Raw genomic sequence first — 14,066 nt, 5'->3', positions numbered from 1 at the left:
CTTTTTTCGTATTAGGCTCAGTTTAGCCGATATTTAACGTAGTGCCATCTGTTGTAGAGGCTGACTTGGTCGTCACCTGATATGTTTTGTCTTTAATCGTTGATACGAAATACCAGGTCGCCTCTGCCTTGTCGGGCGTAAAAGTAACGCGCATAAAGCCACGCTGTTTGATGTCTGCCCACTGTAATTCTGACACTAAGTGCGGCAGCGTGTATTCCATTTGAGTGATCGCAACAGGGTCTAACGCGAGGTAGGCTTCTAACCCAGGGGAACTCACAGAGCTAGTCGCAAACTCTACCCCGATAGGATGCTTAGATACGTCTTTAAGCTCACTTGCCCATGCATTGTGCGTATCTCCTGCCAAACAGACAAAGTTACCACTGCTGGCTTTGGCCAGTTGATAAACGTTCTCTCGCTCAACGTAGTAACCATCCCATGCATCTAGGTTATATGGCAAAGCAATGGTATCTAAACTTGAGTCAGAGAGATAACCCGTAATCGCAGAGTTTACCGCTAATAACGCCTCTGTTTTTTGTTCTTCAGTGGCAGTAAACAATTGAAACATCGCGGTCATAACCGAACTTGGCAACTCCATACGAGACATTAACACTTGTTGCCCTAGCACATTCCAAGTTGCGTCGTGCGTACTGAACGCATCCATCAGCCAAGCGAGTTGGTCACCGCCTAACAGCTCTCGGTCTTGACTGCGCGACTGGGCAACTAAACCGCCAATAGCTTCCATCGTTGGTGAGCTGAGCGAGAAATAATCCAACGGTTTATCACGCCCCACAAGTCGCGTGTCGAGCATCATCAAATTGACTAAACTTCCAAACGAAAACTGACGGTAAATCAGCATGTTTGAGAAAGTGTTTTCACGAACGGGCAACCATTCTGTCCACGCGGCAGCCGCAGCTGCACGACGATCATTAAAACTGCCTTCCTCTTCTTGATGGTTTTCCGCACCATTTTTCCAACTATCATTTGCAAGCTCATGGTCATCCCAGACAGCAATCATTGGTAGGTTCGCATGTAACGCTTGCAAATCAGCATCTTGGCGATATTGCGCATACCGTTTTCGGTAATCATCTAAGGTAATGCATTCAGTGCCTTTGCTTGGCTCTCGCCCTAGTGCCTCAGCATCTTCACTAGCGTAGCCACCAGCCCCATACTCATAAATGTAATCACCGAGATGAAGTACCACATCAAACGGTTCTTGCTCATGTTGATTTAAGATCTCTCGATACACATGGAAATAACCAGCAGGATAGTTTGCGCAAGAAACAACGGCCATGGATGCCTTTTCTACACCACCCTCTGGTAATGTTTGAGTTTGCCCGACTTCGCTAGTGACATCTCCAACCATGAATCGATAGTAGTAGCGAGAATTTGCGTTGAGGTTTTGAACATCAACTTTTACCGTGAAATCTCGGCTCGTGTCTGTGGCAAAAGTGCCACTTTGCACGATATCAGTAAAATTTTCGTTAGATGAAACTTGCCAGCTTACATCTGCGTAGCTCGCTGAGGTTGTAACACGAGTCCAAATGATTACTTGTGTTTGAGTAGGATCTCCACTCGCCACTCCGTGCTCAAAGGTAACCGCAACAGATTCACTAGCATCGCTACCACAGCCCACCAGCCCGGTAACAATCGCCGTTGAAGAGGCAGCTTTCATAAAGTCTCGACGAGACAAAGACATATTGACTTCCTTTCTTATTGTGTTTGTTTTTATGCCCAAATGACGTGGTGACTCAATCATCCTTGTGTGCCAATAAGGGACGTTAATTCGAACTTACAGTACCAACCACTTAGTCGGTAATTTGTCCTAAAAACACAAAGTTAGAAGCTAGTTATGACAATTGCATTTCCAAACGTTACATTTTTGTTAATTTAAGTGCAAATACTCTATATTCATCACACTTCCAAGACCTGTGACAAAAACCTCAAAATAAAAAAGCGACCTACTTTGAGGTCGCTTTTCATTGCACTATTGTTAAGTGGTACATCGATGAAGTGGAAATGCTCAGCCTAAAACTTGATGTTAAGGACATCTTGTTCTGACGTATCCACCTTCAACTGACTGCGAGATTCTATGTACTCGATTTGCTGAACATCGAGCGAATATGGCATAACGACTCGCAATTCATTGATCCCTTCATGTTTAGCTAACTGGGTTAAGCGGACCAAATTGGATTCATCACTTTTACGAGAAGACATCGATTTTAATGCGGCATCCCACAACCGATCTTCAGGCTTGCTCAATTCCGTAATGTTCTGTTTCCACATCAAACCGAAAATAGGCGCGATGGTGGCAAATGCCTCTAAAAAGGTCCATTTCTTACTACCTGTCGCTCCTAAAAAGCTAGTGTAGTCGAATTCAATGCACGTCTTTCCTTGTTGATCCATTCTATGCCCCCGACACTCGAAAATGAGATATACCAAATATCGTTCAACTGTTTTGATATAGCAATGGGATATAAAACATTCGTCTTTTATGCCCTAATTTACATACAAAAGGAAATATTAAAACCAGCTTTGTAACAACTGATGTACAGCTTCGCCATATATAAGCATTCAATTGATTAATATTTCAATTAAGAAACTAAAAACAACACACAAGTAACGCTATCAATATGAAATAACTATAGATTCACCAAGAAAATATCAATTCTTGTCACAACGTCATCCGCCGACCTACTTCACATCAATCACTCGACTGGCCTTTTTATACTGTATCTTCCAACCAGCCCAGCGTGGCAGCTCCCAACGCTTCGGGTCTCCCTTACGGTTTCCCTCTCGATAAACGACCTGTACTAGCTTGCGAGACGCGTAATACTCAACATCCAGTTGGAGTTCTGGCAGCGAAAGTTCTAAAGGGTACTGCTCCGTGAAATCGTCGTATTCCCATTCTGGAACACCGTTAAATGTTAAGTCTTCCGGTTCAAACAACGCCATATCATCGACATTTTCAACGCCTAATGTTTCCAACTGATCCTTTAACCAGCTAGAAAATGTCAAGGAGGCCAAGTCGTTAACCTCTTCTCCTTCGACATTAAGGCCCAATGCGTTGTAGAGTTTCCAGTGTTGGATTTGTTGTTTTCTTTGAGAAGCAAATCCTGGTAACAGTGTCTCGTCTTCTATCATTTCGACAATAGACTGAACAGCAACATCACCTTGTAACGCTTGATGTTCAGAACAGATTGTTCGCCCGGCGTAGACCAAATGCATTGTTGCTCTTGGCGTCTCTTCTTCATAATTCGTCTCACCTTGTTGCCACTCCCCAAATTCAAGTTCGCGTAATAATGTCAGCGGGATAGGCATCATGACCGATGCGAGGTTTAGTGTTTGCTTAACACCTCGTCCTGGCACGCTATGGCTATCTAGCACAATGGCCGCTTCTTCTTTATCAGGAAAGCGGCTGTTACGCCCAACCAGCATCTCGACTACTCCATTTCCTAGAGCATCCCTTCGACGAGCTCGTCGGACAAACACAAGCTCAGGGTGCAATGAGGCGATGGAGAAAAAGAGCGCTTCACGTTTATATCGAGAGGCAACGTCAAGTTCCGGCAATTCAAATACTTCTCGCATTTGTTTCGCTAAACCTTGTGCCTCTTCAAGTGCGCTGGCATCAATGACAATGCCCGGAAGTCGCTCCCCCCGAACCAAACGGATCAGCAAAGAGGCATCACATCCGTATGGCTCCTCTTGAGATAGAAGCTCAGCGACTTCACCACTTTGTCGCTGATAGAGCTGCGCAGGCACAGATAAGGCGGCAGCCAAATCAATCATTGCTTCCTTCTCTGGCTTCGCTTGAATTCTGGTAACGAGATCGGCAAACAGTGCATCAATGGGTAGTGGGTATACTTTTCTCCCATGCTGCGTGACATTGCCATCCTCATCAATCGCTTCCATAGATAACAACGTCGAATGAGATGCCTCTAGCGACTTTGGGGGAATTGAGTCGAGAAAATCGAGTGTTGAGAGACGGTACCCACAACAAGCCGCTGCCAGCATGGGCTCGACGAGCTCTTCTCTGTGTAATTCTGGAGGTGTCACCAACTCTAAAGGCGCGTGCTCACCATATAGACGAATACAAGCCCCTTCGGTAACGCGACCTGCTCGCCCCATTCGCTGCGCGGCACTGGCCTTAGAAATGTTGGTTAACGTCAGTGCTGTACGTCCATTTCGTTGTACAGTTCTGCGCTCTAAGCCGCTATCGATTACCACCCGGATATTAGGAATGGTCAGAGAGGTTTCCGCGACGTTGGTTGCCAATACGACTTTCCGTTGCTTTTGTACCGTCAGCGCACGATGTCGTTCTGCATCACTGACCGAGGCATGAAGTTTAACCACCATGACATCACTGCTGCTTTGTAGCATCTGCGCGCATTGGGCGATCTCTTTACGTCCTGGGAGAAAAACAAGAATATCGCCATCTTCATCTTCCAGTGCTTCTTTTACCGCTCCGACAACCTCCTGTTCACATCCCTTTTTGTTCGGTAAATAGCGGCTGTCTGTAGAACGATGTGTCACCGTGACTGGAAAGCAACGTCCCTCCGAACTCAGGCGCTTAGCATTCAGGTAACGAGCAAGCTTTTCGCCTTCTAAGGTAGCGGAAGTGACGATCAATCGATGTTGATTTTCTTGCTTCAAAATGGCGGTTAATAGATCAATATCCCAGCGTCGCTCGTGAAATTCGTCCACTATCACGACATCAAAGTCTGCTAGCTTGTTTTCCGAAAACCAACGCAGTGCAACCCCCGGAGTGACAAATACAACTTCGGTTTTTTCATCAAAATAGGCATGAAGCTTGATCGCGTAACCGACTTTGCGACCTATTGGCTCTCCAGATTGCTCCGCAAGAAATTCAGCCAGCGAGGTACAAGCAATTCGACGTGGTTCAATAACCAGAACGCGTCCGTGTTTTGCCGCCCACATGGGCAAGCGGGTAGATTTACCCGACCCGGTTTCGGCTTCCACCACAAGATGGTTAAGGCTTACATGATGGTCAAACTCGGCTTGCAGGCTGTCGATAGGTAGTTGAAACATAGAAATTGGATTTGATTTGATGATGCAAAACATTATACCCAAGTAAAAAAATCCTGCTTTAGGTATCTCTAAACAACCAATATTGCCGATATTTTCGTCGGTATCTGAATTTTTTTGCGACATTACATTGATGTGCATCAACGCATGTTTACAACTAAATAGTGAACCCGTTAAAATTTGGTGCGCATCCTTCAACCCTACATAAGGCACCCAATGAACAACGATAAACGCCCACTATATATTCCATATGCGGGTCCGGCTCTTTTAGCAACCCCTCTTTTGAACAAAGGCAGTGCATTCTCTGCTGAAGAACGTAGTTCATTCAACTTAGAAGGTCTGCTTCCAGAGTCGACCGAAACTATCCAAGAGCAGGTGGAACGTGCCTACCAGCAATACAAAAGTTTCGAAAGCGATATGGATAAACACATTTATCTGCGTAATATCCAAGACACCAACGAAACATTGTATTACCGCCTAGTGCAAAATCACATTTCTGAGATGATGCCTATCATCTACACGCCGACTGTTGGCGCAGCATGTGAAAACTTCTCTAACATTTACCGTCGTGGTCGCGGTCTGTTCATTTCATACCCGAACCGTGACCGTATTGACGACTTGCTGAACAACGCAGCAAACCACAACGTTAAAGTGATTGTTGTGACAGATGGCGAACGTATCCTTGGCTTGGGTGACCAAGGTATCGGCGGCATGGGTATTCCTATCGGTAAACTGTCACTATATACCGCGTGTGGTGGTATCAGCCCTGCTTACACGCTACCAATCGTGCTTGATGTGGGTACCAATAACCCGCAACGCTTAGCTGATCCGATGTACATGGGTTGGCGTCATCCTCGTATTACGGGTGCAGAATACGATGCATTTGTAGAAGAGTTTATCCAAGCGGTACAGCGCCGTTGGCCTGATGCTTTGATCCAGTTCGAAGACTTTGCTCAGAAAAATGCGATGCCTCTTCTTGAGCGTTACAAAGACCGCGTGTGTTGCTTCAATGATGATATTCAGGGTACTGCTGCTGTTACTGTTGGCTCTCTACTTGCAGCTTGTAAAGCAGCAGGAACTCAGCTTTCTAAACAACGTATTACCTTCCTAGGCGCAGGGTCTGCTGGTTGTGGTATCGCAGAAGCGATCATCGCGCAAATGGTATCGGAAGGAATTTCTGACGAGCAAGCTCGCTCACAAGTTTACATGGTTGACCGTTGGGGTCTGTTACAAGAAGGCATGCCTAACCTTCTTGATTTCCAACAACGCTTGGTGCAAAAGCATACCAATACGAAAGAGTGGGAAAATGAAGGAAATGGCTTCTCACTACTCGATGTTATGCGTAACGCCAAGCCAACGGTACTAATTGGTGTTTCTGGTGCTCCTGGCCTATTTAGCCAAGAAGTCATCGAAGAAATGCATAAACACTGTAAGCGTCCGATTGTCTTCCCACTGTCGAACCCAACAAGCCGCGTGGAAGCGACACCGAACGACATCATTCGTTGGACAAATGGTGAAGCACTGGTTGCAACAGGTAGCCCATTTGAGCCAGTGGTTCATGAAGGTCGCACTTACCCTATTGCACAATGTAACAACAGCTACATCTTCCCAGGCATTGGCCTTGGTGTACTTGCTGTCAATGCAAAACGTGTCACTGACGAGATGCTAATGGAATCAAGCCGCGCGCTCGCAACATGTTCTCCTCTAGCAATCAACGGTCGTGGGGCTCTACTTCCACCACTAGAAGAGATCCACTTAGTATCGAAAAAAATCGCATTTGCCGTTGGTAAAAAGGCAATTGAACAAGGTGTCGCATTAGAAATTACTGATGAAGCATTGAACGTGGCGATTGAACAGTCGTTCTGGCAACCTGTTTACCGCCGTTACAAACGCACTGCGTTCTAAGCTTGAGACAATTCGTTTAATAATTAGCCCCTACCATGTAGGGGCTTTTATTTTTTTATCATCCTAACCAGATTTTGGCATAAATGGGCTTCTCTCTTTTTGTTTCTATCAGATATGATGAGAACTACATTTTTAGTTAAGGATATAAAACGTTTTGTTGTTTTCTCGCATAAGATCAAAGTGGAAGCTGAAATTTTCCTGGAAGCGATTTGCTTTGATTTTGTCGATCTCTGCACTTAGTCTGCTTGTTTCTGTTATTGCCATCGACCGGTGGGTGGTTTTACAAGCCAAAGAGAGCATTTTCACTGAATACGAGCAAATCCCTCAACATGAGGTTGCCGTAGTTCTTGGTACCAGTAAATACATCGGAAAGATCCTCAACACTTATTACACTCATCGCATTAATGCGGCGATTGAGCTTTACAACCAAGGCAAAGTAAAACAGTTTTTATTGAGTGGTGATAACGCCCACCGTTCATACAACGAACCGTGGACAATGAAACGCGACTTACTTAAAGCAGGCGTGCCTGAAGAAGTGATTCACCTTGATTATGCTGGCTTTCGTACCTTAGATTCGATTGTACGAGCGAAAAAAATTTTTGCTTCGGAGCGATTTCTGATTGTGACTCAGCGCTTTCACTGTGAACGCGCACTGTTCATCGCTGATGCTTACAGCATTGATGCCCAGTGTCTCGCGGTAGCAGGGCCGACGGCCAACAAGCAAAAAACATCGATGCGTGTTCGAGAACTGCTAGCCCGTGTGAAAGCGTTTTTAGACCTGTATATTATCAATACGCAGCCTAAGTTCCTTGGCCCTCAAGAACCTATCGTTGCAGTAAAAGAGCCAAATAAAGCAGATAACGAGCCTCTTCAAGTCCCCGTCGAATAGAGGAATAACGTGGCTCACAAGCCTAGTAACATTTCTATAAAACAAATGGGTAGTTTTCTACCCATTTCCAATTCTCAACATCACACTTTCTAATTTGCTCTACGATTCAGGCAAAACTCTTTTTCGCATTCAAAGTAACATTTCATCAATAAATAACTACAAGTCAGTTACTTTGCCATAAAAAAACCGACAAAAGGCAATGCAAAAGGAGCACTACCCATGACCGCACTCGCTGTGACATTGAAGAATTGGTTCTTCACTCGCAACAGCATGATTTTGAACGCGAATATCCTATTGTTCATTATCTTGTTTAATACCTTACCCTTTGAACCACAAGTAGTAACCGGCCTGAGCATCTTAGTTTTTGTTGCTATTCTGTGGCTAACCGAAGCGATTCACGTCAGCATTACTGCGCTGCTCATACCACTACTTGCGGTATTTTTGGGTGTGTTCAACACTCAAGCCGCACTGAATAACTTTTCCAACTCCATCATTTTTCTATTTTTGGGTGGTTTTGCACTAGCTGCGGCTCTACATAAACAAAAGTTAGATCAAGCGATTGCAGATAAAGTACTATTGCTGGCAAGAGGAAAAATGTCTGTCGCTGTATTCATGCTATTTGGTGTGAGTGCTGGCCTGTCAATGTGGATTTCAAACACCGCCACCGCCGCGATGATGTTACCGCTTGTGCTGGGTGTGATGACAAAGCTAGACGCCAAGAAAAACCACAACACCTTTTTGTTTGTTCTACTCGGTATCGCTTACAGTGCTTCAATTGGTGGTATTGCAACACTGGTTGGTAGCCCACCAAACGCAATTGCAGCCGCTGAAGTTGGTCTAAGCTTCACTGAATGGATGAAGTTTGGTGTACCTATTTCCCTAGTATTAATGCCAATCGCTATCCTCGTATTGTACACGATGACTAAGCCTGACCTTAGCCACAAGTTTGACCTTGACCATCAACCAGTCGAATGGACAAACGGCAAAATGATTACGTTGGCGATTTTCTTACTGACCGTAACTTTGTGGATATTCAGTAAGCCTATTAACGCTATGCTGGGTGGCTTCGCGAAGTTCGATACTCTTGTAGCCATTGGCGCCATCCTTCTACTTGGTGCTTCTCGCGCCGTCGAGTGGAAAGATATTGAGAAAACAACCGACTGGGGTGTGTTAATCCTATTTGGTGGTGGTATCTGTCTGAGTAACGTCCTAAAAGCAACCGGAACAAGCGTATTTTTGGCTCATAGCTTGTCAGGCTTCCTTGAGCAAGCTGGTATTCTCTTAACGATTCTTGCAGTGGTTGCTTTTGTTGTCTTCTTAACTGAGTTTGCGAGTAACACCGCCAGTGCTGCACTACTTGTCCCTGTATTTGCGACCATTGCAGAAGCCTTAGGCATGTCTCCGGTTATTCTTTCTGCACTGATTGCCGTCGCTGCATCTTGTGCATTTATGTTACCAGTTGCAACACCTCCAAACGCGATTGTGTTCGGTACGGGTCATATCAAGCAAAAAGAAATGATGCGAATTGGTTTCGTATTAAACATTGCCTGTATTGCTGCACTAACGCTTTTCGCTTGGTTGTTCTGGTAAAAATAGCAAGTTCGATTAGCACTACACTGCTGCTCACGGTAATCGTATCGATAACCCAAACTTCCCCCCTAAGTGGTGTTCAGCAGTTTCCCTCTTGGTGGCCAGTTGGCCACCTTTTTTCTTTCCTTTCAGTGAACGGCTATCAGGCTTGCTTCTTTTCGCAAGCAAGTAAACCATAATGAGCTTCCACTCGGTTGCGACCATTGCGCTTCGCCTGATACAACACTTCGTCAGCTCTCGCCATGGTTTCTGAGACGCGTTCATTCTGCATTTGGGCAACGCCAATACTGCAAGTTAATGACTCACCGTGCACCCACAAATGATCCTCCACATTTTTGCGAATCATTTCTGCCTTCTCTAACGCTTGTTCAATATTGGTATCAGGGCAAAATACGACAAACTCTTCGCCGCCCCAACGAACGAGTCGATCGTCTGAGTAAATAGAAGTCGCTACCACCATGACAAATTCGCGCAATATGTCATCCCCCATTTGGTGCCCAAATTTGTCGTTCACCTTTTTAAACTTATCCAAGTCCAAATAGAGAATACTGAAGGTGTTATGCCCCCAGCGAACCTGACGAGATTGTTGTTCCAGCCAGTGTTGCACAGCATATCGGTTCATCGCGCCCGTCAAAGCATCTCGATGCGCTAACTCTGCAAACTCATAGTTTTGAGCTCGCAAAGTATTATTCACCTTTTCCAAATGACGGTGACGCTTTTGCGCTTTTTCATAAGCCACTCTATTTTTTCGTAACTCATGCAGAGAAAAAGCCAGTCCAAGCGCCATCCAAGAGATTAATAATGCATACAACAATGTTTCTTGCGCAAGGTAAGCGCCTTCAAACTCAATTTTATCAATCACAATTCTATGTTTACCAAGTGCCGCACCAGACCCAGTTGCAATATCAATACGTGTGATGTTTGAAAATTCAGGTGCAGAGTGTTCAATCGCGACTCCGTTATCTACTAACCACCAGGTCATCACCTGAAGATTTTTAATCGGAATTTCGACAATATCGCTCGAACCCGATGGAGAAAACTGCATGCCATTATATTTAATGGTGTACTCGTCGTCCGGCTTGGAATACTCAGAATTATAATTGCGAAGATACAAACGTAGGTCGTGGCTAGGGTTAGCCCCTATTCCTGCCTCTTCATATCGCACCTTCAATCGAATCGTATGGTAGTTGGAAAGGTCAATACCCTGTGTTGGCGTTGCTGAATCGGTATAAACCGAGATTCCGCAATAAGGCCAAGCATACGAGCTCTGCTTTAGTTCACAGCTAAGAACTAGGCTTTGCCGATCGTATGTGATATCTGCCTCACTCACACCTCCTTCACTGGCATCTTTAGTTGCATAGATATTGAAATGCTCAGGTGTAATGGTCAGCTTTCGCGTATCGCCAAGCACACTATAAAGGGCAACCAAACTGATAGTGCAAATAGAAAGAGCAAAGATAAAGTTATGGATCCACTTCATGGGCAAGTGACCTGCTGAGATTATACAATACGTGGGGTTCAATAATTTCAAAAAATGAAATCAAGGTGATTTATCAAGAAATAAAATCGCTTTTTCATTCAATTCTTATTTTCGACACATAGTAACGGATTTTGAACCGTTATCACGTTTTAAAATTTCTAAAAAGTGCAGCCCAACTTCTATTTGCGAAGCATTTCACAGCCATAATTTTTAGAAAATAAAACACGATGCATAATAATTTAGTGCAAGACATTTACTTTAAAGCTCCTGTCAACCCTGCATCTCTTCTCCACTTCAGTATATACTGTGCAAAAACACAATAATGAGTAATGTCATGTCATTAATTGCAACTGGCACGCTAAACAAGATGCGTGCTTCTCTGGACGGTGCCGTCAACTACCGTCTTCCTGTCGGTGAGGAAGAGATCGACTTAACTCCGTTTCTGGGTAAAACGCTCACACTGACTCACACTGGCAATATTTTTTGTTGCTCATGTGGAAAGAAAACGAAAAAGAGTTATTCGCAAGGCCACTGTTTTGTATGCATGAAAAAGCTAGCAAGCTGCGACATGTGTATCATGAAGCCAGAGACCTGTCACTACGATCAAGGGACTTGTCGCGAACCACAATGGGGTGAAGAGAATTGCATGGTGGATCACTTTGTCTACCTGTCCAACACATCCAGCTTAAAAGTTGGTATCACTCGTCATACTCAAATCCCGACTCGTTGGATTGACCAAGGCGCGACTCAGGGCTTGCCAATTTTTAAAGTAAAAACTCGCCATATCTCCGGTTTAATTGAAGTTGAACTGGCGAAACATATCGCAGACAAGACCAATTGGCGCACACTGCTTAAAGGTGACGGTGAACCTATGGCATTGCAGGACCGTTTTGCTGAGCTATTGCCTTTAGTCGAAGAGAAAATTGCCGAGATAAAACAGCAATTCGGCGAAGATGCCATTGAAGTATTAAACGAAAGCATTACCGACCTTAGCTACCCGGTACAACAGCACCCAACGAAGATCATTTCGCATAACTTCGATAAAAACCCGGTTGTTACTGGCACTTTGCAAGGCATTAAAGGTCAATACCTCATCTTTGATACTGGCGTTATTAATGTAAGAAAATTCACTTCCTATGAAGTTGAAGTTAGTGAGTAATCGCTTGTAAAACGCGTTGATTCAAATAAAAACGAAAAAAGCTCGAGTTTGACTCGAGCTTTTGTTTTTCTATCAGGAAGAAATCGTTAATTATGCGTCAAGGATGCTTTCTAGCACATCGAATAACATATCGACTTCTTCTATTGTGTTGTAATGCATACAACCAATTCGCACTACACCACCCGATTCTTCTAAACCAAGTTGACGAACTAAGCCCAACGCATAAAAGTGACCATTCCATACACAAATGTTATGTTCACCCAGTGTTTTCGCGATGAACTCTGGAGAATATCGGTCAAACGTTAGCGCAAAAGTTGGCGTGCGGAGTTGGCTATCTTCCTTTGCGATACCGAATAGATTGACACCATCTAATGCATTCAAACGCTGTAAGAAACGCTCACTCAAGCGCTGCTCATGTTGTTCATACAGTTGGTAGCTTTGCTCCAACCGTTGGCGAAGAGGTAAACCGACTTCACCAAATTGAGCCAGATACTCAACCGCAGAAACGACACCAGCAAGACCTTCAAAACTTTGCGTTCCTGTTTCAAATCGACCTGGACCTATATTAGTGGCAGGCTCGACTTTGTAAGGGCGAATACTGTGGAGCCACTGATCGGCTATGTAAGCAATACCAACGTGCGGTCCGAAAAACTTGTAAGCTGAGCAAGCTAAAAAGTCACAACCTAACGCTTGAACATCAACCAAATGATGAGGCGCATAATGGACGGCATCCACATAAACTTGTGCCCCAACATTGTGCGCCATGCTGACTACTTGCTGTACATCCACAATAGAGCCCGTCGTGTTCGATGCATAAGTCACAGCGACAAGGCGCGTTTTATCAGAAAGAAGGCGGCTTAAATGCTCCATATCCAGCGTACAATCTTCTTCGTTGATACGAACTTGATGAACCGTAACGCCTTTATCTTCTGCCGCTTGCTGCCAGCTGGATACATTTGAATAGTGATCCAAAGCGGAAACAATGATCTCATCTCCTGCTTGCCAATCTCGACTAATCGCGCGACTAAGCTGAAAGGTTAGCGAGGTCATATTGGCACCGAAGACAATATTGCCAGATGAAGGGGCATTAAGTAGAGCCTGAGCCGACTCACGCGCATTTTGCATTACGTCAACGGTCACTTGGCTAGAAAAATAATGCCCGCCTAAGTTAGCGTTGAAACGACCTAAATACCCTACCATGCTGTCTAGTACTGATTGAGGCACTTGTGAGCCACCTGGACCATCAAAAAACGTCACGGGCTTGTCGTTGTGGTATTGAGCCAACGCCGGAAATTGCTCTCTGATCTGATTAAGATTGAAGTTCATTACGCTTATCCGTAGCCGTGAGTACAAATACATCCATATGGCCCGCTTCGTCATCAATAACAGAGCGGATTGGGCACGCGTTATGCCACAGCTTGCTATCAGCCAAGATTGCGACCTCTCCGGTTTCTAGCACTTTACGGAAAAATGGGGCTTGGTTATGGCTGCTGTACAGCATGATGTCGCCACCGATGATGTTATGGCGTCCCACACCAACCATTGCAATGTGATCAAAACCGTCTTGGTGCACACCTTCAGGTGCTACTTGGGTTTCTTCTTCCAGTGCCCTGATACGGATTTGGTGAATTTCTATTTCTTGACCGTTTGGCAGATGATTCGCATTGACAAACAATTCACACATTTCTCGAAATCCATCGCTGGTAAGAATATCCTTCTCAATTGGCTCGAATTGTCTTACAACATCACCTTGAAATCGGTTGATATCAGAGGATTGAACAAAGCTATTTTTATTTAAGTCGATGACTTTGCCGTTATCAAAACCAACCACAGAATAACGTCGTAGTCGATACTGACCATCTGCATGTTCGGTACGAGGCAGTTCTTCAAACGATGGGGAAAGCTGCTCAATTGCTGCCATGCTGAGCTGTGTTAAATGTAGAGTATTCTCACGTGAATGTAACATCATTTGCTCCTTTAATGAGGCACATTAATTAACA

Annotated in this window: 10 protein-coding genes; 4 read left to right on the top strand and 6 right to left on the bottom strand. The window is 44.7% G+C overall.

All coding sequences use genetic code 11. The annotated features are described in order from the left end of the window. Positions 1-22: 22 nt before the first annotated feature. From R7D93_RS08420 to R7D93_RS08410, 3 genes are all read right to left on the bottom strand, one after another. On the bottom strand, positions 23-1,696 hold the full coding sequence (locus R7D93_RS08420) for an alkaline phosphatase D family protein (RefSeq protein ID WP_225495578.1): 1,674 nt from the start codon (positions 1,694-1,696) through the stop codon (positions 23-25). A 329-nt stretch (positions 1,697-2,025) separates the two neighbouring features. Then, the gene (locus R7D93_RS08415) at positions 2,026-2,403 is read right to left on the bottom strand and encodes a transporter (protein ID WP_225495577.1); all 378 of its coding nucleotides are present in this window, start codon (positions 2,401-2,403) and stop codon (positions 2,026-2,028) included. A 288-nt stretch (positions 2,404-2,691) separates the two neighbouring features. Further along, the gene (locus R7D93_RS08410; protein ID WP_213987231.1) at positions 2,692-5,046 is read right to left on the bottom strand and encodes a helicase-related protein; all 2,355 of its coding nucleotides are present in this window, start codon (positions 5,044-5,046) and stop codon (positions 2,692-2,694) included. A gap of 213 nt (positions 5,047-5,259) precedes the next feature. Here R7D93_RS08410 and R7D93_RS08405 point away from each other — a divergent pair, with 213 nt between their 5' ends. From R7D93_RS08405 to R7D93_RS08395, 3 genes are all read left to right on the top strand, one after another. After that, the gene (locus R7D93_RS08405; RefSeq protein WP_005377977.1) at positions 5,260-6,948 is read left to right on the top strand and encodes an NAD-dependent malic enzyme; all 1,689 of its coding nucleotides are present in this window, start codon (positions 5,260-5,262) and stop codon (positions 6,946-6,948) included. A gap of 154 nt (positions 6,949-7,102) precedes the next feature. Continuing rightward, a complete protein-coding gene (locus R7D93_RS08400) occupies positions 7,103-7,837 on the top strand; it encodes a vancomycin high temperature exclusion protein (protein ID WP_205390822.1) in 735 nt (244 codons plus the stop codon). A 219-nt stretch (positions 7,838-8,056) separates the two neighbouring features. Continuing rightward, positions 8,057-9,427 (top strand): SLC13 family permease, encoded by a 1,371-nt coding sequence (locus R7D93_RS08395; RefSeq protein WP_017634863.1) that lies wholly within the window; start codon positions 8,057-8,059, stop codon positions 9,425-9,427. A gap of 142 nt (positions 9,428-9,569) precedes the next feature. Here the strand turns inward: R7D93_RS08395 and R7D93_RS08390 are convergent, their stop codons facing one another. Next, positions 9,570-10,907 (bottom strand): GGDEF domain-containing protein, encoded by a 1,338-nt coding sequence (locus R7D93_RS08390; protein ID WP_206957337.1) that lies wholly within the window; start codon positions 10,905-10,907, stop codon positions 9,570-9,572. A gap of 334 nt (positions 10,908-11,241) precedes the next feature. Here R7D93_RS08390 and R7D93_RS08385 point away from each other — a divergent pair, with 334 nt between their 5' ends. Continuing rightward, on the top strand, positions 11,242-12,066 hold the full coding sequence (locus tag R7D93_RS08385; RefSeq protein WP_033905129.1) for a DUF2797 domain-containing protein: 825 nt from the start codon (positions 11,242-11,244) through the stop codon (positions 12,064-12,066). Positions 12,067-12,156: 90 nt separating this feature from the next. On the opposite strand, the gene R7D93_RS08380 is transcribed toward R7D93_RS08385, so the two are convergent. Further along, positions 12,157-13,392 (bottom strand): cysteine desulfurase-like protein, encoded by a 1,236-nt coding sequence (locus R7D93_RS08380; protein WP_085569570.1) that lies wholly within the window; start codon positions 13,390-13,392, stop codon positions 12,157-12,159. Continuing rightward, positions 13,376-14,032, bottom strand: a complete 657-nt coding sequence (locus R7D93_RS08375; protein WP_005377989.1) for a 2OG-Fe dioxygenase family protein — start codon at positions 14,030-14,032, stop codon at positions 13,376-13,378. The genes R7D93_RS08380 and R7D93_RS08375 overlap by 17 nt, the downstream gene beginning before the upstream one ends. Positions 14,033-14,066: the final 34 nt, after the last annotated feature.

The sequence above is a fragment of the Vibrio sp. YT-15 genome, from assembly GCF_033337445.1.
GTDB classification, from domain to species: Bacteria; Pseudomonadota; Gammaproteobacteria; order Enterobacterales; family Vibrionaceae; genus Vibrio; species Vibrio alginolyticus.
This window is presented reverse-complemented; position numbering and strand designations above follow the sequence as displayed.

Excerpts from the sequence above, each read along its gene's own strand:
- R7D93_RS08420 (WP_225495578.1), bottom strand. The coding sequence starts at position 1,696 with ATGTCTTTGTCTCGTCGAGACTTTATGAAAGCTGCCTCTTCAACGGCG.
- R7D93_RS08415 (WP_225495577.1), bottom strand. The coding sequence starts at position 2,403 with ATGGATCAACAAGGAAAGACGTGCATTGAATTCGACTACACTAGCTTT.
- R7D93_RS08410 (WP_213987231.1), bottom strand. The coding sequence starts at position 5,046 with ATGTTTCAACTACCTATCGACAGCCTGCAAGCCGAGTTTGACCATCAT.
- R7D93_RS08405 (WP_005377977.1), top strand. The coding sequence starts at position 5,260 with ATGAACAACGATAAACGCCCACTATATATTCCATATGCGGGTCCGGCT.
- R7D93_RS08395 (WP_017634863.1), top strand. The coding sequence starts at position 8,057 with ATGACCGCACTCGCTGTGACATTGAAGAATTGGTTCTTCACTCGCAAC.
- R7D93_RS08390 (WP_206957337.1), bottom strand. The coding sequence starts at position 10,907 with ATGAAGTGGATCCATAACTTTATCTTTGCTCTTTCTATTTGCACTATC.
- R7D93_RS08385 (WP_033905129.1), top strand. The coding sequence starts at position 11,242 with ATGTCATTAATTGCAACTGGCACGCTAAACAAGATGCGTGCTTCTCTG.
- R7D93_RS08380 (WP_085569570.1), bottom strand. The coding sequence starts at position 13,392 with ATGAACTTCAATCTTAATCAGATCAGAGAGCAATTTCCGGCGTTGGCT.
- R7D93_RS08375 (WP_005377989.1), bottom strand. The coding sequence starts at position 14,032 with ATGTTACATTCACGTGAGAATACTCTACATTTAACACAGCTCAGCATG.